Here is a 24847-nt window from a genome sequence, read left to right on the forward strand (position 1 = left end):
CTGGCAGACTTCCTCCACACCTACAACCACCACCGCACCCACACCGCACTCGGCGGCCAGCCACCCATCACCCGCGTCAACAACCCTCCAGGTCAATACACCTAGATCCAGCCAAACGATCACGCAACGAGAAACGGACCCCCGGTCGCGACTTTCGTCACTTCCGGAGGCCCGCGTCGTCGGTACCTCTTTGTGCGCGAGGGGGGAGTTGAACCCCCACGCCCTTTCGGGCACTGGAACCTGAATCCAGCGCGTCTGCCTATTCCGCCACCCGCGCATGGGTGTTGCCGTTTGATTCTCACACACGGTCCGGACCGGTGGGTCCGAGTGGTGTGGGAGGGCCTCCCGACATGCAGAAGATTAGCACGAGGTCCGGGGTGGAATCACATGCGTTCGGGCGGCCCGGGGAGTGCCGGGAGCCGGGCGGGGGCAGGTGGGAGAGGGACCCGGGGGCGGTGCGGGACACTGGGAGGGGACAGGGCGGCGGTGAACGACGGCGAACCGGGCACCATGGACAGAACGCGCATCTACCATCCCAGTGGGGGACGGCGGAGGAGGCGCGGGCGGTGTGAGGGTTGACACTGCCCGGTCCAGGGGATTCGGGGAACCACAGGTTTTTCCCGCGCGTGGATACGATCAGTAAGCAGTATCGGAAATCGTTGGGCCGGAAGGTCGCGAGGAGGGAGGTGCCCCGTGGGAGTACTGAAGCGCTTTGAGCAGCGCCTGGAGGGCCTGGTGAACGGCACCTTCGCCAAAGTGTTCAAGAGCGAGGTGCAGCCCGTCGAGATCGCGGGCGCGCTCCAGCGCGAGTGCGACAACAACGCCACGATCTGGAACCGTGACCGCACCGTCGTGCCCAACGACTTCATCGTGGAGCTCAGCTCCGGCGACTTCGAGCGGCTGAGCCCGTACGCGGTGCAGCTCGGCGACGAGCTGGCCGGGATGGTCCGCGACTACGCCAAGCAGCAGCGCTACACGTTCATGGGCACCATCAAGGTGCACCTGGAGCGGGCCGACGACCTGGACACCGGGCTCTACCGGGTGCGCAGCCGCACGCTGGCCTCCAGCGAGTCGCAGCACCAGGGCGGCGCGCCCCAAGCCGCCCACCAGGCCGCCCACCAGGCCCCGGCCGCCCCCTCGTACCAGCAGAGCCCGCAGCACCAGCCGCAGGCGCCGCAGCGTCCGACGTACGCGCAGCCCGGCGGACCGCAGCGGCCCTCGGGTCCGCCGCCGATGCCCGCGGCCCCGCCCCCCGGCGGCGGTGGCGCCCGTCACGGTGTGGCGCCCGTCACGCGGCTGCCCGGCACCGGCGCTCCCGCGGGGGCCCCCGGCGCGGCCACCCGCCGCTGGATCGAGATCAACGGCAACCGCCACCAGATCTCCCGCTCGACGCTCGTTCTCGGCCGTTCCACGGAGGCCGACGTGCGGGTGGACGACCCGGGCGTATCGCGCAAACACTGCGAGATCCGGGTCGGAACGCCGTCCGTGGTCCAGGACCTCGGGTCGACAAACGGCATTGTGGTGGACGGACAGCACACCACGCGCGCTACGCTCCGCGACGGCTCCCGCATTGTCGTGGGGAGCACCACCATCGTGTACAGGCAAGCCGAAGGGTGAAGCGGGGGCAATGTCAGAGCTGACCCTGACGGTCATGCGGTTGGGTTTCCTCGCCGTTCTGTGGCTGTTCGTGATCGTCGCGGTGCAGGTCATCCGCAGCGACCTCTTCGGTACCCGGGTGACCCAGCGAGCGGCGCGCCGCGGGGACGGCCAGTCGCGTCCTCCGCAGCAGCGCCAGCAGCAGGCCGCCGCCGCGCAGGCCCAGCCGCGGCAGCAGCCGCAGAACAACCGCCAGCGCCGCGGCGCCCCCACCAAACTGGTGGTCGCCGAGGGCTCGCTCGCGGGGACGACGGTCGCGTTGCAGGGCCAGACGATCACCCTCGGCCGGGCACATGACTCGACGATTGTGCTCGACGACGACTACGCGTCCAGTCGGCATGCCAGGATCTACCCGGACCGCGACGGCCAGTGGATCGTCGAGGACCTCGGATCCACGAACGGCACCTATCTGGACCGGAACCGGCTGACCACGCCGACCCCTGTCCCGCTGGGTGCGCCGATCCGCATCGGCAAGACCGTCATCGAGCTGCGGAAGTAGTCGCACTATGGGCGAGCGGAGCCACGACGCGCGAGCGAGAGGGTGGGCAGCGTGCGGATGTACCCGGAGCCGACGGGGGAGGTGCGCATGTCTTTGAGCCTGCGTTTCGCCGCCGGTTCGCACAAGGGCATGATCCGCGAGGGGAACGAGGACTCCGGCTACGCCGGTCCGCGTCTGCTCGCGATTGCCGACGGCATGGGCGGACAGGCCGCCGGCGAGGTCGCCTCGTCCGAGGTGATCTCCACCATCGTCACGCTCGACGACGACATCCCCGGCTCCGACATCCTCACCTCGCTCGGCACCGCCGTGCAGCGGGCCAATGACCAACTGCTGCACATGGTCCAGGAGGACCCGCAGCTCGAAGGCATGGGCACCACGCTGACCGCGCTGCTGTGGACGGGCCAGCGGCTCGGCCTGGTGCACGTCGGCGACTCCCGCGCGTATCTCCTCCGGGACGGCGTCCTCACCCAGATCACCCAGGACCACACCTGGGTGCAGCGGCTTGTCGACGAGGGCCGGATCACCGAGGAGGAGGCCACCACCCACCCGCAGCGCTCCCTGCTGATGCGCGCGCTGGGCAGTGGCGAACACGTCGAGCCCGACCTGTCGATCCGCGAGGTGCGGGTCGGCGACCGGTATCTGATCTGCTCCGACGGCCTGTCCGGCGTCGTCAGCCACCAGACGCTGGAGGACACCCTCGCCGGGTACCAGGCGCCGCACGAGACCGTGCAGGAGCTGATCCAGCTCGCGCTGCGCGGCGGCGGACCCGACAACATCACCTGCATCGTCGCGGACGTGCTGGACACCGACGACGGCGACACGCTGGCGGCGCAGCTCAACGACACCCCGGTGGTCGTCGGCGCGGTCGCCGAGACCCAGCTCCCGCTGAGCGACCCGCGGCACCTCCAGACCCCGGCGGGGCGCGCCTCCGAGCTCGGCCGTACGCCCCCGCCGCAGCAGCAGGGCCCCGCGGGCTCCTTCGGCCCGCCCGGCAGCGGCGAACCCGGCGCGGCCGGCGCCGCGCCGCTGGGCACCTTCGGGTCGTACGACGACGACGGCCAGACCAAGCCCGCCAAGACCCGTAAGTGGCCCAAGCGCACGGCGATCACCGTCATCGTGCTCGCCGTCATCGCCGGCGGTCTGTACGGCGGTTACGCGTGGACGCAGACGCAGTACTACGTCGGCGCCAAGGGCGACCACGTCGCCGTGTACCAGGGCATCGACCAGAAGCTGGCCTGGATCAAGCTGTCGAAGGTCCACAAGGACCGCCCCGACATCGAACTCAAGTACCTACCGGCCTACCAGCAGAAGCAGGTCCAGGACACCATCGCGCTCAGCAGCCTCGGCCAGGCCGACGACAAGGCCGACGAGCTGGCGACGCAGGCCGGTGTCTGCAAGAAGGTCGCGACGGCCAAGACCCTCGCCGACCAGGCCAAGGCGGCGGCGAAGGCCGCCGAGGACAAGATGCCCGCAGCGGGCACCACCGGCACGCCGGGTGCGAAGAAGAGCAGCGCCACCCCGACGGCGGACCCCACGCCGCCGCTGACGCCCGACGAGAAGAAGCTGGCCCAGCAGTGCGGTACGAGCCAGCAGTAGCGGCTGGTCGCGCACCGGAAGCCCCGCGGGGACCGGCGAGCGCGCCGGCGGCGGGACCAGCAGGAGGAGTCGGCTCGTCATGAGCGCCAGCAACACCACCACCATCACGTCGATCGGCGCGCCCAACCGTCGCAACACCGAACTGGCGCTGCTGGTCTTCGCGGTGCTCATCCCGGTCTTCGCCTACGCCAACGTCGGGCTCGCCAAGAACGACTCGGTCCCGGCGGGGCTGCTCAGCTACGGCCTCGGCCTCGGCCTGCTCGCGGGGATCGCGCACCTGCTGGTCCGTAAATTCGCGCCGTACGCCGACCCGCTGATGCTGCCGATCGCCACGCTGCTCAACGGCCTCGGCCTGGTGCTGATCTGGCGGCTCGACCAGGAGCCGTCGCTGGGCAAGGCCATGGCGCCCAACCAGCTCATGTGGTCCACGCTCGGAGTGGCGCTCTTCGTCGGCGTGCTGGTCTTCCTCAAGGACCACCGCATCCTCCAGCGGTACACGTACATCTCGATGATGGTGGCGCTGGCCCTGCTGGTCGCGCCGATCTTCTTCCCCGGGGTGAACGGCGCGAAGATCTGGATCACGCTGCCGGGCATCGGCTCGCTCCAGCCCGGTGAGTTCGCGAAGATCGTCATCACCGTCTTCTTCGCCGGATACCTGATGGTCAAGCGGGACGCGCTGGCGCTGGCCAGCCGCCGCTTCATGGGCCTGTACCTGCCGCGTGGCCGCGACCTCGGCCCGATCCTGGTGATCTGGGGCATCAGCCTGCTGATCCTGGTCTTCGAGACCGACCTCGGCACCTCGCTGCTCTTCTTCGGCCTCTTCGTGATCATGCTGTACGTCGCCACCGAGCGGACCAGCTGGATCGTCTTCGGCCTGCTGCTCAGCGCGGGCGGCGCGGTCGTCGTCTCCTCGATCGAGCCGCACGTCAAGGAGCGCGTCCACAACTGGCTGCACCCCCTGCAACTGGCGTCCAACGGGGGTGTCACCGAGACCGCGCAGACGATGTACGCGTTCGGCTCCGGCGGCATCTTCGGCTCGGGACTCGGCCAGGGCTACTCCCGGCTGATCGGCGGCATCGCGCCGAAGAGCGACTACATCCTCGCCACCGTCGGCGAGGAGCTGGGCCTGGCGGGCCTGATGGCCGTCCTGCTGCTGTACGCCCTGCTGATCGAGCGCGGTGTGCGGACGGCCCTCGCGGCCCGCGACCCGTTCGGCAAGCTGCTGGCGATCGGCCTGTCGGGCGCCTTCGCGCTCCAGGTCTTCGTGGTCGCGGGCGGCGTCACCGGGCTCATCCCGCTGACCGGTATGACCATGCCGTTCCTGGCGCAGGGCGGCTCCTCGGTGATCGCCAACTGGGCGCTGGTCGCGATCCTGCTGCGGATCAGCGACACCGCCCGCCGTCCGGCCCCGAGCCCGGCCCCCTCCCCCGATGCCGAACCGACCCAGGTGGTGCGCACCCAGTGAACAAGCCTCTCCGACGGGTCGCGGTCTTCTGCGGTCTGCTCGTCCTCGCCCTTCTGCTGCGCGTGAACTACGTGCAGTTCGTCCAGGCCGACCAGCTCTCCAACGACGTGCACAACCGCCGGGTCGCCATCAACCAGTACGCCCAGCCGCGCGGCGACATCATCGTCGACGGCGGCAAGGCGATCACCGGTCACACCGAGACCACGGGCAGCGACTTCAAGTTCAAGCGGACCTACGTCGACGGCCCGATGTGGGCGCCGGTCACCGGCCACGCCTCGCAGGCGTTCGGCACCACCTTCCTCGAAGGCGTCGAGGACAAGTTCCTCACCGGCAACGACGACCGGCTGTTCTTCAACCGCACCATCGACCTGCTGACCGGCAAGGAGAAGCAGGGCGGCAACGTCGTCACGACGCTGAACGCCAAGGCGCAGAAGGCCGCGTTCCAGGGCCTGGGGAACAAGAAGGGCGCGGTCGTCGCGCTCGACCCCGGCACCGGCGCGATCCTGGCCATGGCGAGCACCCCGTCGTACGACCCGTCGACCATCGCGGGCAACTCCAAGACCGACGAGAAGAACTGGGTCGCGCTCGACAAGAAGAACGACCCCGACGACCCGACGCAGAACCGCGCGCTGCGCCAGACGTACCCGCCGGGTTCGACGTTCAAGCTGGTGACGGCCGCCGCGGCGCTGGAGAACGGCGCGGTGACCGACATCAACGCGAAGACCGACACCCCGCTGCCCTACATCCTTCCCGGCACCACGACCCCGCTGAAGAACGAGGGCAACATCCCCTGCAAGGAAGCGTCGCTGATCGACGCCCTGCGGGTTTCGTGCAACACCGTCTTCGGCCACCTGGGCGCGGACAAGGTGGGCCTCCAGGCGATGGTCGACGAGGCGGAGAAGTTCGGCTTCAACAAGGAGCAGTTCGTCCCGGTCCGCGCGAACGCCAGCAACTTCGACACCAAGATGACCAAGGACCAGGTCGCGCTCTCCTCCATCGGCCAGTTCGACACCGCGGCCACTCCGCTCCAGATGGCGATGGTCGCCTCGGCCATCGCCAACAACGGCAAGCTGATGAAGCCGTACATGGTCGACAAGCTGGTGGCGCCGAATCTGAGCACCATCTCGCAGACCAACCCGAGCGAGATGTCGCAGCCGCTGTCGCCGGAGAACGCGCAGAAGCTCCAGACGATGATGGAGACGGTGGTCAACTCCGGCACCGGCACCAACGCCAAGATCTCCGGCGTCAAGGTCGGCGGCAAGACCGGCACCGCGCAGAACGGCATCAACAACGAGGGCACGCCGTACGCCTGGTTCGTCTCGTACGCGATGACCGACCAGGGGTCGCCGGTCGCCGTCGCGGTCGTCGTCGAGGACGGTGCGGCCAACCACGACGACGTCAGCGGTGGCGGTCTGGCCGCGCCGATCGCCAAGAAGGTCATGGAGGCCGTCCTCAACAAGTGAGGGCCGGCCGCCCGGCAGGCCCGGTCCCCCGGCACGGTCCCGGGCCCGGCGTCGAACCCGGTGTCAGGCCCGGTCCCGGTGCCGGAAACGGTCCGGAGACCGCCCCCGGGACCGGCGCACGTACCGGACAGGTACCGGTCGGGTATCGGCGGGCGGGCAGGGCGCGAAGGGACCAGAAACGCCCGGTAGCGTATGCCCGAGCATCCGCAGGGCACGGCATTACCGGTTTTGGGTCAAGAACGGGTTTGAGGAGAGGGCAGAGCTATGGAAGAGCCGCGTCGCCTCGGCGGCCGGTACGAGCTGGGCTCAGTGCTCGGCCGTGGTGGCATGGCCGAGGTGTACCTCGCCCATGACACCCGGCTCGGCCGCACTGTCGCCGTGAAGACGCTGCGGGTGGACCTCGCCCGCGACCCGTCGTTCCAGGCCCGGTTCCGCCGAGAGGCCCAGTCGGCCGCCTCGCTCAACCACCCGTCGATCGTCGCCGTGTACGACACCGGCGAGGACTACGTCGACGGGGTCTCGATCCCGTACATCGTCATGGAGTACGTGGACGGCTCCACCCTGCGTGAGCTGCTGCACTCCGGACGCAAGCTGCTGCCCGAGCGCGCCATGGAGATGACGGTCGGCATCCTCCAGGCCCTGGAGTACAGCCACCGGGCCGGCATCGTGCACCGCGACATCAAGCCCGCCAACGTCATGCTCACCAGGACCGGCCAGGTCAAGGTCATGGACTTCGGCATCGCCCGCGCCATGGGCGACTCCGGTATGACCATGACGCAGACCGCGGCCGTGATCGGCACCGCGCAGTACCTCTCCCCCGAGCAGGCCAAGGGCGAGCAGGTCGACGCCCGCTCCGACCTGTACTCGACCGGCTGCCTGCTCTACGAGCTGCTGACCGTGCGGCCGCCCTTCGTCGGCGACTCCCCGGTCGCGGTGGCCTACCAGCACGTGCGCGAGGAGCCGCAGCCGCCGTCGGTGTACGACCCCGAGGTCACGCCCGCGATGGACGCGATCGTGCTCAAGGCGCTGACCAAGGACCCGAACTACCGCTACCAGTCGGCCGACGAGATGCGCGCCGACATCGAGGCGGCCCTCGACGGGCAGCCGGTGGCCGCCACGGCGGCGATGGGCTCGGTCGGCTACGGGTACGGCTACCCGGACAGCCAGGCCACCACGGCGATGCCGTCGCAGAACGACCAGCACACGTCCATGCTGCCGCCGCTGCGCGAGGAGGACGGCGGTTACGGCTACGACGACCGCCCGGACCGCCGCCGGCAGAAGAAGGGCGGCAACAACACCTCCACGGTGCTGCTGGTCGTCGCGGGCATCCTGGTCCTGGTCGGCGCGATCTTCCTGGGCAAGGCGCTGTTCAGCGGCAGCGGCGCCGCGGACAACGGCACCGTGCCGAATCTGGTCGGCGCGTCCCTCACCGACGCGCAGGCCAAGGCCACCAACGTCGATCTGAAGATCGTCCAGGGTCCGGCCGAGTTCTGCGACAGCATCGACAAGAACCTCGTCTGCAAGCAGACCCCGGCAGCCGACGCCGCGATCCCGGACGACAAGACGGTCACGGTCGTCCTGTCCAAGGGCCAGGCGCCGATCGAGGTCCCGGACGTCAAGAACGACAAGTACGACTCGGCGGCGAGCCAGCTCACCGCCAAGGGCTTCGAGGTCGACCGCAAGAACAAGACGACCACCACGGAAGACCCGGACACCGTCCTCGACCAGACCCCGAAGGCCGGTACGAAGCAGCCCAAGGGCACGACGATCACGCTGACCGTCGCGGTGGCCCCCGAGAAGAAGGCGCCCACCGACGTCAAGGGCGTCCCGTACGACAACGCGGTCGCCCAGCTCAAGGCGCAGGGCTTCACCAACATCACCCGCGCGCCGCAGGACGTCCCCTCGGACACGACCGCCAAGGGCAGCGTCACCGCCCAGACCCCGGACCCGGGCGCGGGCCCGATCGCCCTGGACACCTCGATCGTCCTGACAGTCTCGTCCGGCCCGCCGCAGACGCAGGACCCGCAGAAGCAGATGCCCGGGGATCTGGGTGGCAAGACCGTGGGTCAGGCAAAGGCCGAACTCGACGGGCTCGGCCTGAACCTCCAGGTGTCCGCGGTCGGTCCTGGCGGCAACCCGGTCGGCGACAACGCCATGGTCATCTCGGTCGACCCCGGAGCGGGCACGCAGCTCTCCGAGGGCCAGCCGGTCAAGCTGATCGCCGTCGGCGGCAACGGCAACGGCGGGGGCGGCTGACCCCCCGGCAGTACGTGAAGGGGGGCGGCCCGCACACCTGGTGTGCGGGCCGCCCCCCTTTCACGTGTGTCGCCGTACGCGCCTACCGCAGCTCGGCCGGCGGGGTGCGGGCCGCGTCGACCTTCTCGGTGCGGACGAGTTCGCCCCAGACGATGTAGCGGTAGCGGGAGGTGTAGACGGGGGTGCAGGTCGTGAGGGTGATGTAGCGGCCCGGCGTGGTCTTGCCGGACTCCTTGGGGACCTGGTCGGTGACGGCGACGTTGTACTTCGAGGTCTGGTCGAGGATCTTGTAGACCTTGTAGACGTACCAGGTGTCCTTCGACTCGAAGACGACCGGGTCGCCGTCGTGGATCTTGTCGATGTTGTGGAACTTGGCGCCGTGGCCGTCGCGGTGGGCGGCGAGGGTGAAGTTGCCGGTCTTGGCGGTCGGCAGCGCGGCGGGGACGGGGTCGGTGTAGTAACCGGCGACGCCCTCGTTGAGGACCTTGGTCGAGGTGCCCTTCTTGACCAGCACCTCGTAGTCCTTGCCCATGGCGGGGACGTGCAGGAAGCCGATGCCGTCCTTGGTGTCGAGGCTCCCCGGTCCCGCGTCGGGCGTCCGGGCCCAGTCCTGCCGGACCTTGTCCGCCGCCTTGTGCTCATGGCGGTCGGCGAGGACGTTCGTCCACCACAGCGAGTAGGCGACGAACAGCGCGAGCACCAGGCCCGCGGTGATGAGGAGTTCGCCGATGACGCTGATGGTGGCCGCGATGGGCCCCCGGCCGCCGCGTTTGGTCGTGGTCACGCCGTTCCGTTCCTCAAGTTCCGCTTGGAGCATGGATCACTCCACCAGCGCGTCGGGCTTGCCCTTGCTGCGCGGCCGTTCCTCGGTCAGCTTTCCCCAGACGATCAACCGGTTGGTGCTGGTGAATTCGGGGGTGCAGGTGGTCAGCGTCAGATAGCGGCCGGGCCCGGTGAAGCCGGAGCCGGTCGGCACCGGCTTGATCACGCTGATGTTGGACGGCGGGGTGGACGCCAGCGAACTGGTGATCTCGTACGTGTAGTAGGTGTCCGCCGTCTCGACCACGACCTTGTCGCCGGGCACCAGGTGGTTGATGTAGCGGAACGGTTCACCGTGGGTGTTGCGGTGGGCGGCGACCGCGAAGTTGCCGGACTTGTCCCACGGCATCGCGGTGTTCAACACGCCGTCGTAGTGGCCGATCATGCCCTTGTCCAGCACATTGTGCTTCGAGACGCCCTGCGCGATGGGCGCCTTGACGTCCAGCTTGGGGATGTACATGATCGCGAAGCCCTGGCCGGGCGAGAAGGTGCCGGGGACCCGGTTCGGGTCGTCCTTCGTGGCGTCCCACTGGTGCTGGAGGTTGTTCGCGGCGCCGCTGGCCTGCTGGTGCGCGCGGACGTTGGTCCACCACAGCTGGTACGTGACGAACAGCAGCATCAGCACGCCGGTGGTGATGAACAGCTCACCGACGATACGGCTGACGACGACCGCCGGGCTCTCCTTGGCGGCCTTCGCGGCCCTGCGGGCCTCGACCCGGCTGAGCGGGACGGCTCCGGCGGGGGCCGCACCGGCCGCGCCACCGGGCGTACGGCCCCTGGCGCGGTGGCCGCCGTGTCCGGCGCCGCCCCGCTGCTGTGCCTGCGCCGCCTTCCGCCGCGCGGCCCGCCCGCCCTCGCCGTCGGGGCCGAGCACGGGACCCGGCGCCGGACCGGGCCCGGGACCCGCGGGCTCGGGGGCCGGTTCCGGGGCCGACTCCGTGGTGGGGAAGACGGATTCGAGTACGTCGTCCGCGGGCGGTTCGACGGCCGGCTGCTCGACCGGCCGTACAACGGGCTGCACGACCGTCGCCGTGCCGAGGTCCAGCTCCTCGTCCGCGGTGACGGGCCGGACCGGGGGCGGCGCAGGAGGCGGCGGGGCCGCCTGCGGCGGCTCCTCGGGGACGAACCAGGGCGCGGCCGGCTCGTCGAACACCGGCTCTTCGTACGCCGGCTCGTCGAACACCGGCTTCTCGTACGCCGGTTCCGGGAAGACCGGCTCGTCGAACACCGGCTTCTCGTACGCCGGTTCGTCGTAGGACGGCTCGGGAACCGCGGGGGGTCTTCCGGGGAGAGGGTCGTTCAGGGGGTCGTCGAGCTGCTCGACAACGGCTTTGAACTGCCCGGTGTCCTCATAGGACATCGGGCCGTCCGAGGGGCGCTCCGGGCGGAGCGTGGTCACGCCCCGGCCCTCCCCGCAGGACTCCCCGAACCTCCGGCGCCCCCCGCCGTACCGACCACGGGCGCCAGCCCCTCGGAGCGGCCGACGGCCCCCGGATCACCGCACTCGGCGAGCCAGTTGGCCAGCATCAGATGGCCCCACTCGGTGAGCACCGACTCCGGGTGGAACTGCACGCCCTCGACGGCCGCGTCCCGGTGCCGCAGCCCCATGATCACGCCGGACTCGGTCCACGCGGTGACCCGGAACTCCTCGGGCACGGTGTCGCGTTCGACGGCGAGCGAGTGGTAGCGGGTCGCGGTGAAGGGCGACGGCAGCCCGGCGAAGACGCCGGTCCCGTCGTGCGTCACCGGCGACGTCTTGCCGTGCAGCAGCTCCGGCGCGCGGTCCACGACCCCGCCGTACGCGACGGCCATCGACTGGAGGCCGAGGCACACGCCGAAGACCGGCACCCCGGTGTCCGCGCAGTGCCGCACCATGTCGACGCAGACGCCCGCCTCTTCCGGCGTGCCGGGGCCGGGCGAGAGCAGTACGCCGTCGAAACCGTCCTGCGCGTGCGCGGGCTTGACCTCGTCGTTGCGCCGCACCTCGCACTCGGCGCCGAGTTGGTAGAGGTACTGGACCAGGTTGAAGACGAAGGAGTCGTAGTTGTCCACCACGAGAATGCGTGCGCTCATCGGACAGCGGCCGTCCCCGTCTCGCGTACGACGGCCATCCCGTTGTCGACGGTGACCTCGTTGAACGGCAGCAGCGGCTCCGCCCACGGAAAGATGTACTGGAAGAGGAGGTAGACGACGGCCAGGGCGAGCACGAGCGAGATCAGAGCCCTCACCCACGCGTTACCCGGCAGATGCCGCCAGATCCAGCCGTACATGCGCTGCCTTCCTTCCTCTTCCCCGGAACAGAGTAAAGGGAGATCGGCGTGATAGGGGGCCCGGCTGGACAAAGGCTTCGGCATGCGTTCGCCAATGCTTCGGCCGGGGACGCCCACCGCTCACGACGCCGGCTCCGCGTAGTGCAGGTCGGTCGAGCCCGAGTAACCGGGCAGTGTCGTCCGCTTCTGCGCGCCGACCTTCCAGCCGAGGCCGTACGCGTTCACGTACTGGAGGTAGTTCTGGATGGCCGGGCTGTCGTTGAGCGCCTTGCGCAGTTTGGCCTGGTCGCCGACGGCGGTGATGCGGTACGGCGGGGAGTAGACGCGGCCCTGGAGGATCAGGGTGTTGCCGACGCAGCGCACCGCGCTGGTGGAGATCAGCCGCTGGTCCATGACGCGGATGCCCTGGGCGCCGCCCTGCCACAGCGCGTTGACCACGGCCTGGAGGTCCTGCTGGTGGATGACCAGGTCGTTGGGCTGCGGGTCGGGGACGCCGGGGACCAGCGCGGTCGCGTTCGGCGGGGCGTCGTTGAGCGTCACGTCGATCGCGGGGCCGGTCAGCTTGCCGGTGCCCGCCGCCTTGTCGAGGGCGTCGAGCCTGGCCCGCTCGGCGGGGCTGACGCCGTCGCCCTGCCGGGTCAGCCGGTCCACGTCCTTGCGCACCCCGGAGAGCTGGTCCTCCAGCTGCTGATTACGGGTGTTCTTGGTACGTACGGTGTCGGACAGCTTCGGCAGCGGGTCGTCGCTGCGGATGTCGACGCCCTTGGCGGTGTTGAAGCTGGTCCAGAAGATCAGTCCGGCGAGCGCGAAGACTCCCGCACTCATGGTCCGCAGCGCTACGGTGCGGTGGGCAGGACGGGAGGAGGGGGTGGGGGATACCCCGTCTGAATCCGTCACCGTACCCTGTCTCCTTATAACCCGAGGAAGCACTACGCTAACGGACGCCCGGAAGCGGTAGTGACCCTTACCAGGCCCAGAACCCGCCCGGCTTACCCCGCACACCCGCGCGGTTACGCAGCGCATCGACAGGAGCGTCCCTCGTGCCGAAGTCACGGATCCGCAAGAAGGCCGATTTCACGCCGCCACCGGCGAAGACGGCCACCGCCATAAAGTTCAACACCAACCGCAACTGGGTCGCGCCGCTCATGCTGGCGTTCTTCATCGTCGGTCTGGCGTGGATCGTGCTGTTCTACGTGACGCAGGGCAGTCTGCCCGTCGAAGCGTTCGGCAACTGGAACATCGTGGTCGGTTTCGGCTTCATCGCGGGTGGGTTCGTCGTGTCCACCCAGTGGAAGTAGCCGTCCCCAGCGGGGTGCCGGGGGCCGCGTCGGCGTGCTGCCGGACGTTTGTCCACACGGTTATCCACAGTGGGGAAAAGGTCGGAAGATCTGTGGATAACCTCTACGAGGTTGACGCCGGTACGACCGGTGGCCAGGACGTCGGCCACCGGTCTTTCGCTGATCTTGGGCTTGTGCGGGCGTGAAACACGGTCTTCCGACGACTTGTGCACAACTTGCGAAGACCCGCCTACACGCTGTGGATAACGTGTGATCAACGCCAATGGACACGGGTCCACGGCCGCGAATCCGTCCCTCAGGACGTGACCTGCGCCACAGCGATCACGCTGAGCGCGATCGAGACCACCAGGACCGCCGCCGTGGTCCCCCACTGCACCAGATCGCGGCGCTCGCGCGGCGCGTAGGCCATCCCTATGGCGATCGCGGTACCCGCCACCAGTCCGCCGATGTGGCCCTGCCAGCTCACGTCGGCCCAGGTGAAGGTGAACACGATGTTGAGCGCCAGCAGGATCAGCACCGGCCGCATGTCGTAGCGCATCCGCCGCATGAACACGGCCGTCGCGCCGAACAGACCGTAGACCGCGCCCGAGGCGCCCAGGGTGAGCGACGACGGGGCGAGCAGCAGCACCAGCGCGCTGCCGCCGAGCGCGGAGACCAGGTAGAGCGCGAGATAGCGGGCCCGGCCGAGCATCCGCTCCAGCGGGGCGCCGATCCACCACAGCGACAGCATGTTGAAGCCGATGTGCAGGACCGCCTGGTGCAGGAACGCCGAGGTGATGAGGCGGTACCACTGGTCGGGGCCCTGGGCGACGCCGATGCAGCCGTGCTGTCCGAACGGGTCGTTGCCGCAGACCGCGTACAGCCCGAGGTCGTAGACCAGCCGGTCGCCGACCGCCTGGACCAGCAGGAACACCGCGATGTTCAGGCCGATGAGGATCTTGGTGATCAGGAACGGGTCGGCCGCGACCGTGCCGCCGGCGACCGTACGCGGCGCCGCCGTGTGCCGGCTGGACTCGTTGACGCAGTCCGGGCACTGGAAGCCGACCGACGCGTTGACCATGCACTCGGGGCAGATCGGCCGGTCGCACCGGGTGCAGCGAATACCGGTCTCCCGGTCCGGGTGCCGGTAGCAGCAGACCGCCTGGTCCATGAGCCTTCTCCCTGAATGAAGCGCCTCGCGATGCGGCGCGGAGGCGCTGAGACGCCCCGCCCACTCCTACGTGCGGGCGGGGCGCGATGTTCCCGAAGACGTTCCCCTGAGACGTTCCCCGAAGGTGCTTCCGAAGGGTACGGGATACGGGCCGCGGGGCGGCGGGCCGCGTCAGCGCTTCTCGATCACGACCGTCTCGATGATGACGTCGTCCAGCGGCCGGTCGGTGCGCGGGTTGGTCGGCGCGCCGATGATCGACCCGACGACCTTCTTGCTGGCCTCGTCCGCGACCTCGCCGAAGATGGTGTGCTTACGGGTCAGCCAGGTGGTCGGCGCGACCGTGATGAAGAACTGCGAGCCGTTGGTGGCCGGGCCCGAGTTGGCCATCGCCAGCAGATAGGGCTTGTCGAAGGCCAGGTCGGGGTGGAATTCGTCGGCGAACTCGTAGCCGGGACCACCGGTGCCGTTCCCCAGCGGATCGCCGCCCTGCATCATGAAGCCGGAAATGACGCGGTGGAAGACGGTGCCGTCGTAGAGCTTGGCCGTGGAAGGCCGGCCGGTACGGGGGTCGGTCCACTCGCGGGTGCCCTCGGCGAGCCCGACGAAGTTGTCCACCGTCTTGGGCGCGTGGTTCGGCAGCAGCCGGATCACGATGTCGCCGTGGTTGGTCCTCAGGGTGGCGTAGAGCTGCTCGGCCACGGTCTACCTTCCATAGTCTTCGCTGACAGGGACAAATCCTTTCACGGACGCGGTGGCGCGCGCGGGGTTCCCCGAGGGTCCGTGGCAAGGGAGCCGGCGGCGCGTCCCGAAGGCCCTCCCGGACACCGGGACGGACCGCTCGGAACGGGTACCTGACCCGTATGCGCGTCCACACATGCCGGACCCGCCATCGACAGGCATGATTTCAAACTGGGTGGAAAGGCGAAAACCGTACGCCACCGAGGAGGAGGATCCCGTGACCCGCATCGACAGCGTGCGCCACGCAGCCGACGTGACCAAGGACAGCGTGCGGCATGCCGCGGAGGTGGCGGCGCCGTACGCGAGCACGGCTAAGGACAACGCCGCGTACTACGCGCAGCAGGCCGGCGCACTGGCCAGGCAGCAGTACGACGCCCATCTCGCCGACCGGGTCGACCAGGCCCGCGAACAGGCGAAGTCGGCCGTGCCGCCGAAGGCCGCCGACGCGCTCGGCACCGCCGCCAAGCGGACCCGCCGCGGCGCGCGGGCCGCCGCCGACTACACCGCGCCGAAGGTGCGGGCGGCGGCCGACTACACCGCGCCCAAGGTGGAGTCCGCCGTGACCGCGACCCGCTCGGTCGCCGGTCCGGCCAAGGACGAGGCGGTGCTGCGCGGTGCCGCCGCGCTGCACGCCCTGCGCGGCCAGGTGACCGCGGCCGAGATCGACGGGCTGGTCCGCAGGCGGGTGCGCCGCGAGCGCACCGGCCGGGTCTTCCGCGGGCTCGTCGTCGCCGGTCTCGTCGGCGGTGCGGCCTTCGCCGCCTGGAAGTGGTGGTCGAAGCAGACCAACCCGGACTGGCTGGTGGAGCCGCCCGAGGCGACCGACGTCGCCGACCGCGGTCCCGTGAACAGCAGCGGCACCCTCACCGTCGTCGAGCCGGTCGGCCACCCCAACGGGTCCTCGCCGAACGGCACGATCGACCAGGTCGACGGCTCCCTCGAGGCCGATGGCCTCGACCCCGAGGTCGAGGCCAAGCAGGCCGACGCCGACCGCCCGGACGACGAGGGCCGGGGCGGCACCTACCCCTAACCGCCGACGAGGGACGAATCGCGCGATCAGCCGTGACGTGTGTGGCACGTCACGGCTGATCGCGCCGTGGCGCGGGTGAGAACCCTCCCCAGCGGGGCGGTTGCCGTCGTTTTCGGGCTCAAAGCCCGGCGGGGGCTGAGGGCGCCGTTCCCCGCGCCCCTTCTGGGCTCGTACCCGCCGTGCGCACAAGTGCGCCGTCGTCAGACGGCAGGGGCGGGCTGGGGGGCCTGTTCCGCGGGGGCTTCGGGGACGTCGAGCACGGCGGGGACCCCGCGGAGGGCGAACAGGGCGGCGACGGCACCGGCCAGCATCAGCGCGGCGGCGATGTAGAGGGTGCCGTGCAACCCGTCGGTGAAGGCCGACTTGGCGGCGGCGACGACCTGCCGCCCGGTGGCGCCGGGCAGGGCGGCGCCGGTCTCGACGCCGGAGGTGACGGATTCGCGCGCGGTGGCGGCCCGGTCGGGGGAGAGCCCGGCGGGCAGGGTGAGGCCGTTGCGGTAGAAGGCGCTGAGGACCGACCCGAGGATGGCGATACCGAGGGCGCCGCCGAGCTCCATGGCGGTCTCGGAAATGGCGGCGGCCGTACCGGTCTTGGTCCTGGGCACGCTGGCCAGCAGGGTGTCGGCGGTGACCGAGAAGACGAAGATCAGTCCTGCGCCGTTGACGACGAGCGCCGGGAGCAGCAGCCAGTAGCTGGTGTCGGCGCTGATCAGCCCGAACGCGGCGGTGCTCAGCGCCATGAGCAGCAGGCCGAACGAGACGGTACGGGCCCGGCCGATCCTCGGGATCAGCAGCGCGGACAGCGGCGCGGCGAAGGCGGCGGACAGCGGTCCCGGCAGCAGCGCGAGCCCCGCGGTCAGCGGCGACCAGCCGCGTACCACCTGGAAGTACAGGGAGAAGCCGAGGGACAGGGTGGTGGCGGTGAACAGCGTCACGACGTTGGAGCCGACGGCCCCCGCGAAGGCGGGGTTGCGGAAGAACCTCAGGTCGAGCAGCGGTTCGGCGAGGGTGGTCTGGCGGCGCAGGAAGAGGACGAGGGCGGCGAGGCCGACGGCCGCCGAGATCCAGACGGCGTGGTCGTCGACGCCGTCGCGTGCGGCGGCCTTGATCGCGTAGATCACGCCGAAGAGCCCGGCGATCGACAGGGGCACGCTCGGCCAGTCCAGCCGTCCCGGGTGCGGATTGCGGGACTCGGGGAGCAGGACGGCGCCCGCGATGAGGACGGCGGCCATCACGGGGACGTTGATCAGGAAGACCGAGCCCCACCAGAAGTGGTCGAGCAGCACACCGCCGACGACCGGGCCGAGCGCGAAGCTGGCCGCGCCGATGCCGCTGCTGATGCCGATCGCGGTGGTCCGCTCCTTGGGGTCGTCGAAGACGCTGCGGACCAGCGACAGGGTCGACGGCATGATCGTGGCCCCGGCCAGGCCGAGCAGCGCGCGGGAGGCGATCAGCATGCCGGGGCCGTCGGCGTAGGCGGTGAGCGCGGAGGCCGCGCCGAAGCCCGCGACGCCCAGCAGCAGGAGCTTCTTGCGGCCGATCCGGTCACCGATGTTGCCCGCCACGATCAGCAGGCCGCCGAGGACGAAGCCGTAGATGTCCACGATCCACAGGAGCTGCGTGGAGGACGGGCCCAGCTCGCGGGACAGAGACGGGATCGCGTAGTTGAGGACGCTGTTGTCGATGCCCAGCAGCGCGGCGGCCACGCAGCAGATGGCCAGGACGGCCCAGCGCCGCCGGTGCGCCTGTTCTGCGGCGCTCCCGCCGCCCCTCACGTCGTCGTTCGGTGTCGTCGTCATGGCAAGCAGCGTGCGGCGGCCCGCTGACGGCCGGCGCACCGTCGGCTGACAGGGCCGGGGCGCGATCCGGTCAGCGGGCGGTCGGAGCTGGGCCGGGGCGCGGGTCCCAGGACGGGAGCCGCACGCGGCAGGCGGTCGGAGAGCGTCAGGGGCGCGGGTCTCGGGCCCGGTCTCGCCCACGCGGCGGCCGGTTCGCCGTCCGCTCAGTCCGCCGTGAGGTACGCCGTCAGGACGGCGAGTGCCGCGTCGCGGTCGAGGGCGGCGGCCCGCGCGCGCTCGCGCTCGTACGCCTCGTCGCCCAGCGCGGCGCGTACGGCGGCGACGGTCGCGGCGGCGTCCGGCCCGGTGGGCGGCCGGCCGCGCAGGGCCTCGGCGGCGCCGAGGAGGGCGGCGGCCCGTGGCGCGTCGCCGTTGAGCAGGGCGAGGCCCGCGGTGGCCTCGGCGGCGACGGCGCCGTTGAGCGGGAGCCGCATGGCGACGCTGTCGAGGGTGACCGCCTCGCGGAAGTGGCCGCGGGCCAGGTCCGGGTCGCGGTCGGCGACGGCGACCCGGCCCAGGGCGACGAGGACGGCGGAACGGGTGCCGTTGCTGGAGAACCAGCCGACCGGGCACTCGGCCAGCGCCTGCTCGTACAGCGCGCGGGCGCCGTCGCCGTCGCCGCGCAGCCGGACGGACTCGGCCAGCGCCAGGTGGGCGAGTGCCAGGCACTCGGGGGTGCCCGCCCGGCGGGACAGCTCCACGGCCCGCTCGCTGTACGCGGCGGCGGTCGCGTAGTCGCCCGCCTTGGTGCTGTACGCGGCGCGGATGCAGAGCAGCTCCGCCATGTCGAGCGCCGAGTCCAGCTCCTCGGCGAGCAGCAGCGCGTCATCGAGGAGGGAGTCGGCGAGCGCGAGTTCACCGCGGTGGTCGGCGAGGTCGGCCAGCACGTTGAGGTTGGTGATCATGCCCCAGCGGTCGCCGAGGCGGCGGAACTCCTCGTAGGAGGCGGTGCAGTGGATCCGCGCGGCGACCGGGTCGGCGCGCGTCAGCCAGGACTGGAATCCGCTCCCGAGCAGGATCAGCGCGCGGTACCAGGGGTGGTCCCGCTCGGTGAGGAACTCGTCGAAGACCGCTTCCAGGACGTCGATGCCCTCGTCGGGGACCCCGGCGAAGGGCGCCCACAGCAAGGTGAGCACGGGGTAGCGGCGGGACAGCCGGTGCATCGCCTCGACCACCCGGGTCGCCGCCGCGACATGGTCGGCGAACTCCTCGGGGTCGGGCAGCATTCCGACCACCGCCATCACGCACAGCGCGTACTCCTCCTCCATCCCCTCCGGCGGATTCGGGCCGAGGGCGGCGAGGACCTGGCGGGCGGGTCCGAAGCCCTCGTAGCGCACGCCGCGCAGCAGCCAGTACGAGGACAGGGCCGCGATCAGCCGCATCGCGGTACGCACCTCGCCCGCCTCCAGGCTGCGGTGCAGCGCGGCCTGGAGGTTGTCGCGCTCGTCGCCGAGCAGCCGCAGCCACTCCAGTTGCTCGGCGCGGCGCAGGTGCGGGTCGGCGGTGAGCGCGAAGTCCAGGAAGTACGCGGCGTGCGCGCGCACCGTCGCCTCGCGCTCCCCCGCCTCCGTCAGCCGCTCGGCGCCGTACGCCCTGATCGACTCCAGCGCGCGGTAGCGAATCCGGCCCGCGCCGTCCGGCTGCTCGGCCACCACCAGGGACTTGTCGACCAGCGCGTCCAGCAGGTCCAGCACGTCCTCGGCGAGGATTCGCGCGCCGTCCGCGCACACCGCCTCCGCGGCGGCGGGCGTCCAGCCGCCCGCGAAGACCGAGACACGGCGGAGCACGGCCCGCTCGTCGTCGGGCAGCAGGTCCCAGCTCCAGTCGACGACCCCGCGCAGGGTGCGCTGGCGCGGCTGGGCGGTGCGGCTGCCGCGCGACAGCAGCCGGAAGAGCGCGTCGGGCCGTACGCCCAGGCTGTACGGGGCGTCGTCGTCGGGCAGCGCGCCGAGCCGGTCGGCGATGTCGGTCACCGACAGCGAACGCAGCCGGGCCGCGGCCAGTTCGATGGCGAGCGGCAGCCCGTCGAGCGCGGTGCACAGCCGCAGGACGGCGTCCACGGTGGCCGGGTCCGCGGTCGCGTCGAGGTCGAGGTCGGGGCGTACGGCGGCGGCCCGCTCGGTGAACAGCCGCACGGCGGGGGAGCGCAGCGCCTGCTCGCGGTCGGTGCCGGGCCGGGGCACGTCGAGCGTGGGCACCGGGCACAGCGTCTCGCCGTTGATACCGAGGGCTTCCCTGCTGGTGGCGAGCAGCCGCAGCAGCGGTGACCCGGCGAGCAGCCGCTCGGCCAGCCGGGCCGCGTCCTCCACCACGTGCTCGCAGTTGTCGAGGACCAGCAGCAGCGGGCGGCCGTCCAGGGCGGCGGTGATCCGCGCGACGGGGTCGTGCGGGCCTGGGTCGTGCCCCTGGCCGCCGGACGCGGCCGATCCGGCCGCCAGCAGCCCGCCCGCCCGCAGGCCGAGCGCGCCGAGGACGGCCTGCGGGAGTTCCGCGCCGTCGCTGAGTCCGGCCAGCGGCACGAAACAGGCGTCGTGCGCGTACCGCCCCGCGGCCTCCACCGCCAGGCGCGTCTTGCCCGCGCCGCCGGGGCCGGTGAGCGTGACGAGCCGCTGGCGCGCCAACTGCTCACCGATCCGCTCCAGTTCGGCGGACCGGCCGACGAAGCTGGTGAGCTGGGCGGGGAGTTCGTGCCGGGGCGGGGCCGGGGCGGGCGCGCCGTCCCCTGAGCCTGCCGCGCCTTCCGTCGATGTTCCACGTGGAACATGTCCGTCGGCGCCCACCCTGTCCGCCGTGTCTGTTTCACGTGGAACATCCTGCGGCGCGTCCCGTGGAACATCCCGCCGGGCGGCCCGCGACGCGTCCCGTGGAACATCCCGCCGGGCGGCCCGCGACGCGTCCCGTGGGGCCTCGCGTGAGACGTCCCGTGGAAGCAGCGCCGGGTCGCCGCGCAGCACCGCGAGGTGGACGGCGGCCAGTTCGGGTCCGGGGTCGGCGCCGAGGGAGTCGGCCAGTTCGCGCCGGGCCTCCTCGTACGCCTCCAGCGCCTCGCTCTGCCGTCCGCTGCCGTACAGCGCACGCATCAACTGGCCGCGCGGGCGCTCCCGCAGCGGGTGCGCGGTGACGAGTTCGCCGAGTTCGGCGACCAGGGAGCGGTGGCGGCCGAGGGCGAGGTCGGCGTCGGCTCGGTCCTCGACGGCGCCGGTCCGCAGTTCTTCGAGCCGGGTGATCTGCGCGGCGGCGAAGGGCGCGGGGCCGACGTCGGCGAGTGCGGGGCCGCGCCACAACGCGAGGGCGGTGCGCAGCAGTCGCTCGGCCAGGACCGGGTCGCCCGCGGCCAGGGCGGCGCGGCCCTCGGCGCTCAGCCGCCGGAAGCGGTGGGCGTCCACCTCGTCCGGTGCGACGGCGAGCCGGTAGCCCGCGGGGAGCCCTTCGAGCGGCACCGGCAGCACCTGGCGCAGCCGGGAGATCTGGGACTGCACGGCGTTCCCCGCGCCCGCGGGCGGATCGTCGCCGTAGAGGCCGTCGATCAGCCGCTCGGCGGGCACCGCCCGGCCCGCGTCGAGCAGCAGCAGGGCGAGCACCGCGCGCCTCCGGGGGCCGCCCAGCGCGACCTCGGCGCCGTCCGCGCCCACCACCCGCGTCGCGCCCAGGATGCCGAACATCACGCCCCCGTTCTCCGCCCGGGAGCGCGGGCCGACGCCGCCCGTGGCTCCCCGGGCACCGTCAGCAGGTCTCCGTGTCCCCCGCCTCGCCCAGGCACTCCGGCGCGGCGGCCGGGGCGTCGGTCACGCAGCTCAACGCCGCGTCCGTCGCCGTCCCGTCCACGCCGTGTCCCGACGCGGCGAGCTGGAGCAGATCGTAGAGGGTGTCGCGCTGGCCGGTGTCAAGCGCGCAGAGGACTTCGTCCTCGACGCGGGCGAGCGCGAATTCGGCCTTGGCCAGCCGCTTGCCGCCCTCGTCGGTGAGCTGCACCAGGTGGCGCCTGCGGTCCTCGGGCGAGCGGAGCCGTTCGATCAGGCCGTCCGCCTCCAGATCGTTGAGCAGGCCGACGACATTGGCGCGGTCCATCATCAGCGTCGTGGAGAGCGCCTGCTGGGTGCTGCCGTGCTGGTCACGCAGGACGGTGAGGGCCACCAGGTGCCGTGGGCGCAGGCCGAGCGGGGTCAGCACGGACTCGGCGTGCAGTCGCATCCGGCGCGTGAGCTGTTCGAGCAGCGCGCCTGAACGTCGCGGGGGCTGGTTGAGCACGGGCAGTGAGGCCACTTCCTCAGTCTATCGGGCGGCGTGGAATCATGACGTGCTATAAATCGTTGGCGTTACACAAACCAAGTATGAAGGGTTAACGAGATGCCTCACCTCCTGCACATCGATTCCAGCGTCCAGGGCGACCGATCCGTCAGCCGCCGGTTGACCGCGCGGGCCGCCGCCGCCTGGAAGGCCGCCCACCCCGATGGCACGGTCACCTACCGCGACCTGGGCAAGGACCCGATTCCGCACATCCACACCGGCACCGTGGGCGTGGCGATGATCCCGGCCGAGGACCGCACCCCCGAGCAGGCCGCCACCTACGCGCTGTCCGAGACGCTGATCGGTGAGGTCAAGGAGGCGGACACCGTTCTGCTCGGTCTGCCCGTCTACAACTTCGGCGCGCCCAGCAGCGTCAAGTCATGGGTCGACCACCTGATCGTGCCCGGTCTCTCCGTCGACGCCGAGACGAGGGACCCGCTGCTGACCGGCCGCGACTTCGTCGTCCTCGCCTCGCGCGGCGGCGGCTACGCCCCCGGCACCCCCCGCGAGGGCTGGGACCACGCGGAGCAGTGGCTCCCGCACGGCGTGGTCATGACGGGCCTGGTCCCGCGCTTCATCACCGCAGAGCTGACCCTCGCGCCGGTCACCCCGGCCATGTCCGAGCTGATCCCGCTCGCCGAGAAGAGCCTCGCGGCGGCGGAGGAGGCCGTCGACGCGCTGTGGCAGCCGGTGCGGGCCGCCTGATCCCTCGGGGTTCCCTGATCCCTCGGGGTTCCCTGACCCCTCAGGGGCTCGCGGAATGACGCCCCGGCTCCACCTGCCCGGGCCACGGCTACGCCTGCGCCACCACGATGTAGAAGGTCACGGCCGCGAGGAAGGGCCCTGAGGCCAGGTGGTCCAGCCAGCGACGGGCCCCTTCGACGGTGAAGTACCCGGCGGCGAGGGCCCGTTGCGTGGTCCGCTCCAGGCCGAGGACCTTGTCGGCGGCGCCGACGTCCCGGAAGGCGGGCGTCACCGGGACGACCGTCGGCACCGTGAAACCGGCCTCCGCCGCCAGCCGGGGGAGCTGCCTGCCGATCCGGGCGTTACGGATCACCTCGTCGGTCACGTACCGCGTGTAGGTGCGCGACAGCTCGTCGTCGGGGTGGTCGACGGTCAGCGTGTCCCAGTCCGGCTCGCCCAGCACCAGCCGCCCGCCGGGCCGCAGCACACGGTGGGCCTCGCGCAGCGCCCGTACGGGATCGGCGACGTGTTGCAGCACCCGGTCGGTGCGGGCGCGGTCCACGCTGCCGTCGGCCAGGGGCAGTTCGTGGACGTCACCGAGGTGGACGGTGACGGTGTCCCGGTCGGCGGTACGTTCCCTGGCGGTGTCGACGGCGACCTGGTCGTGGTCCACACCGATGACCGCGCCGGGGGCGGAGCCCGAGGCCGTACCGCTGACCGCGTCGGCGAGGGCGCCGAGGTCGGTGCCGGGGCCGCAGCCGATGTCCAGGACCGTCTGGCCGGTCCTGACATCGAGTGCGTCGAGCATGCGGCCCTTGTAGAAGCGGCCCAGGTCGGTCGCGGCGAGACGGTCGAGGTAGACGACGGAGCCGGGAGCGACGGTCTCGAAGACCGTTGAGGTCGGTGAACTCGGTGAGCTCGATGAGGTCGATGACGTCATGGCGCCAGTCAACCAACCGCCCCCGCGTCGGCGGGCTCCTTCCCCCGGAGGGGCGGCTACCAGGAGATCGCGTCGTTCATCGACTGCTGCCAGTAGCTGACCTTGAGCGAGTCGTCGATGTAGGTGCCCCCGGCGGGCAGCGACGGGTGGGCGCCGGTGCCGACGCTCTCGTTGCCGGAGCGGCCGTGGAAGTAGACGTTCAGGGTCTTCACGGTGCGGCCGTGCTCAGCGCTGCCGTCGGCGGCGGCCAGGACGATGACGGCGTAGCCGGACTCACCCGGGTTCAGGGTGACGACCGCCTGCGGCTGGGACTCCTCGATGACCGGCGGCTCGGCCTGCGCGTCGGTGAACTGCACGGACGGGTACGTGTAGAGGAGGCAGGGGTTGCCGCCGGTGTTGGTGACCGTGAGCAGCATGTGGTTCACGGGACGGTTCAGCGGGGACGCGACCGTCTTGGTGTTGGAGCCCTGGCAGGTGACCGCCGTGTCCTTGGCCCCGGGCTTCTTCGGCGCGGGTGCCTTGGCCACGGGCTTCTTGGTCGAGGCGTCCGCGGCGGGCTTCGAACCGACCGGCGTGCCCCCGGCGTCCGCAGTGGTGGAGCCGGAACCGGGAGTGAGGGTCGGGGTGACCGAGGGCGAGCCGTCGGAGGAGGACGAAGAGGCCGGCGAGGCGCCCTCGTCCCTGCTGCCCGACCCGTCGTCGCAGGCGGTCAGGGCGAACGCGGCGAGCGCCACGGTCGCGGCGGCGGTGACGAAGCGGGTACGGGTACGGGAGTTCCGGATGCTGGACATGTGGCGGGTGCCCCTTAGTCGTTCGGGTGGTGGTGCTGCTTGGATGACTGGAGCTTGCGGGGCAATC

The 24847-nt window shown here is 71.2% G+C and carries 21 protein-coding genes, 1 tRNA gene and 1 pseudogene; 10 read left to right on the forward strand and 13 right to left on the reverse strand.

Annotated features, from left to right (window positions below; translation table 11 throughout):
* Positions 1-105: pseudogene (locus tag ACIQCJ_RS00005) on the forward strand (IS481 family transposase); the annotation flags it as partial.
* An 88-nt stretch (positions 106-193) separates the two neighbouring features.
* Here ACIQCJ_RS00005 and ACIQCJ_RS00010 read toward each other — a convergent pair.
* Positions 194-277: transfer RNA gene (locus ACIQCJ_RS00010), tRNA-Leu, on the reverse strand.
* A 416-nt stretch (positions 278-693) separates the two neighbouring features.
* Between ACIQCJ_RS00010 and ACIQCJ_RS00015 the strand changes: the two genes are divergently transcribed.
* From ACIQCJ_RS00015 to pknB, 6 genes are all read left to right on the forward strand, one after another.
* Entirely contained in the window at positions 694-1617 is a 924-nt protein-coding gene (locus ACIQCJ_RS00015) for a DUF3662 and FHA domain-containing protein (RefSeq protein WP_355336704.1), read from the forward strand.
* 10 nt (positions 1618-1627) lie between these two features.
* Positions 1628-2155 carry an FHA domain-containing protein gene (locus tag ACIQCJ_RS00020; RefSeq protein ID WP_355336703.1) on the forward strand — a complete coding sequence of 176 codons (528 nt, stop codon included), beginning with the start codon at positions 1628-1630 and terminating at the stop codon, positions 2153-2155.
* Between the two features lie 57 nt (positions 2156-2212).
* Positions 2213-3751 carry a Stp1/IreP family PP2C-type Ser/Thr phosphatase gene (locus ACIQCJ_RS00025; RefSeq protein ID WP_355336776.1) on the forward strand — a complete coding sequence of 513 codons (1539 nt, stop codon included), beginning with the start codon at positions 2213-2215 and terminating at the stop codon, positions 3749-3751.
* A gap of 79 nt (positions 3752-3830) precedes the next feature.
* Entirely contained in the window at positions 3831-5216 is a 1386-nt protein-coding gene (locus tag ACIQCJ_RS00030; RefSeq protein ID WP_355336702.1) for an FtsW/RodA/SpoVE family cell cycle protein, read from the forward strand.
* Entirely contained in the window at positions 5213-6679 is a 1467-nt protein-coding gene (locus ACIQCJ_RS00035) for a penicillin-binding protein 2 (protein ID WP_355336701.1), read from the forward strand. The genes ACIQCJ_RS00030 and ACIQCJ_RS00035 overlap by 4 nt, the downstream gene beginning before the upstream one ends.
* A 264-nt stretch (positions 6680-6943) precedes the next feature.
* On the forward strand, positions 6944-8935 hold the full coding sequence (pknB, locus tag ACIQCJ_RS00040; RefSeq protein ID WP_402710219.1) for a Stk1 family PASTA domain-containing Ser/Thr kinase: 1992 nt from the start codon (positions 6944-6946) through the stop codon (positions 8933-8935).
* An 82-nt stretch (positions 8936-9017) separates the two neighbouring features.
* Here pknB and ACIQCJ_RS00045 read toward each other — a convergent pair whose 3' ends face one another.
* The 5 genes from ACIQCJ_RS00045 to ACIQCJ_RS00065 all read right to left on the reverse strand — a co-directional run bounded on the left by ACIQCJ_RS00045 (position 9018) and on the right by ACIQCJ_RS00065 (position 12849).
* Positions 9018-9719, reverse strand: a complete 702-nt coding sequence (locus tag ACIQCJ_RS00045; protein WP_391041969.1) for a class E sortase — start codon at positions 9717-9719, stop codon at positions 9018-9020.
* Between the two features lie 36 nt (positions 9720-9755).
* Complete coding sequence (locus ACIQCJ_RS00050; RefSeq protein ID WP_402710220.1) at positions 9756-11153, reverse strand: class E sortase; 1398 nt, start codon at positions 11151-11153, stop codon at positions 9756-9758.
* The gene (locus ACIQCJ_RS00055; RefSeq protein WP_355336697.1) at positions 11150-11827 is read right to left on the reverse strand and encodes an aminodeoxychorismate/anthranilate synthase component II; all 678 of its coding nucleotides are present in this window, start codon (positions 11825-11827) and stop codon (positions 11150-11152) included. Before ACIQCJ_RS00055 ends, ACIQCJ_RS00050 begins: the two co-directional genes overlap by 4 nt.
* Complete coding sequence (locus ACIQCJ_RS00060; protein WP_355336696.1) at positions 11824-12024, reverse strand: hypothetical protein; 201 nt, start codon at positions 12022-12024, stop codon at positions 11824-11826. The genes ACIQCJ_RS00055 and ACIQCJ_RS00060 overlap by 4 nt, the downstream gene beginning before the upstream one ends.
* A 120-nt stretch (positions 12025-12144) precedes the next feature.
* Positions 12145-12849, reverse strand: coding sequence for a DUF881 domain-containing protein (locus ACIQCJ_RS00065; RefSeq protein ID WP_355336695.1), 705 nt, complete (start codon positions 12847-12849; stop codon positions 12145-12147).
* A 215-nt stretch (positions 12850-13064) separates the two neighbouring features.
* Between ACIQCJ_RS00065 and crgA the strand changes: the two genes are divergently transcribed.
* Positions 13065-13322, forward strand: coding sequence for a cell division protein CrgA (gene crgA / locus ACIQCJ_RS00070; RefSeq protein WP_188281586.1), 258 nt, complete (start codon positions 13065-13067; stop codon positions 13320-13322).
* A 295-nt stretch (positions 13323-13617) separates the two neighbouring features.
* Here crgA and ACIQCJ_RS00075 read toward each other — a convergent pair whose 3' ends face one another.
* Positions 13618-14472: a rhomboid family intramembrane serine protease gene (locus tag ACIQCJ_RS00075; protein ID WP_355336694.1), complete on the reverse strand. Its 855-nt coding sequence runs from the start codon at positions 14470-14472 to the stop codon at positions 13618-13620.
* A gap of 171 nt (positions 14473-14643) precedes the next feature.
* Entirely contained in the window at positions 14644-15171 is a 528-nt protein-coding gene (locus tag ACIQCJ_RS00080; protein WP_355336693.1) for a peptidylprolyl isomerase, read from the reverse strand.
* Between the two features lie 256 nt (positions 15172-15427).
* On the opposite strand from ACIQCJ_RS00080, the gene ACIQCJ_RS00085 reads away from it, so the two are divergent.
* On the forward strand, positions 15428-16240 hold the full coding sequence (locus ACIQCJ_RS00085; RefSeq protein WP_355336692.1) for a DUF5324 family protein: 813 nt from the start codon (positions 15428-15430) through the stop codon (positions 16238-16240).
* 200 nt (positions 16241-16440) lie between these two features.
* Here the strand turns inward: ACIQCJ_RS00085 and ACIQCJ_RS00090 are convergent, their stop codons facing one another.
* From ACIQCJ_RS00090 to ACIQCJ_RS00100, 3 genes are all read right to left on the reverse strand, one after another.
* On the reverse strand, positions 16441-18039 hold the full coding sequence (locus tag ACIQCJ_RS00090) for an MFS transporter (RefSeq protein ID WP_402710221.1): 1599 nt from the start codon (positions 18037-18039) through the stop codon (positions 16441-16443).
* 203 nt (positions 18040-18242) lie between these two features.
* On the reverse strand, positions 18243-21740 hold the full coding sequence (locus ACIQCJ_RS00095) for an AfsR/SARP family transcriptional regulator (protein WP_402710824.1): 3498 nt from the start codon (positions 21738-21740) through the stop codon (positions 18243-18245).
* A 61-nt stretch (positions 21741-21801) separates the two neighbouring features.
* On the reverse strand, positions 21802-22341 hold the full coding sequence (locus tag ACIQCJ_RS00100; protein ID WP_401305491.1) for a MarR family winged helix-turn-helix transcriptional regulator: 540 nt from the start codon (positions 22339-22341) through the stop codon (positions 21802-21804).
* Positions 22342-22425: 84 nt separating this feature from the next.
* Between ACIQCJ_RS00100 and ACIQCJ_RS00105 the strand changes: the two genes are divergently transcribed.
* On the forward strand, positions 22426-23070 hold the full coding sequence (locus ACIQCJ_RS00105) for an NAD(P)H-dependent oxidoreductase (RefSeq protein ID WP_391041984.1): 645 nt from the start codon (positions 22426-22428) through the stop codon (positions 23068-23070).
* A gap of 88 nt (positions 23071-23158) precedes the next feature.
* Here the strand turns inward: ACIQCJ_RS00105 and ACIQCJ_RS00110 are convergent, their stop codons facing one another.
* On the reverse strand, positions 23159-23989 hold the full coding sequence (locus tag ACIQCJ_RS00110; RefSeq protein WP_402710222.1) for a methyltransferase domain-containing protein: 831 nt from the start codon (positions 23987-23989) through the stop codon (positions 23159-23161).
* Positions 23990-24045: 56 nt separating this feature from the next.
* Complete coding sequence (locus tag ACIQCJ_RS00115; RefSeq protein ID WP_401851356.1) at positions 24046-24780, reverse strand: DUF4232 domain-containing protein; 735 nt, start codon at positions 24778-24780, stop codon at positions 24046-24048.
* Positions 24781-24847: the final 67 nt, after the last annotated feature.

The sequence above is a fragment of the Streptomyces sp. NPDC093221 genome (genome assembly GCF_044753885.1).
GTDB lineage: Bacteria > Actinomycetota > Actinomycetes > Streptomycetales > Streptomycetaceae > Actinacidiphila.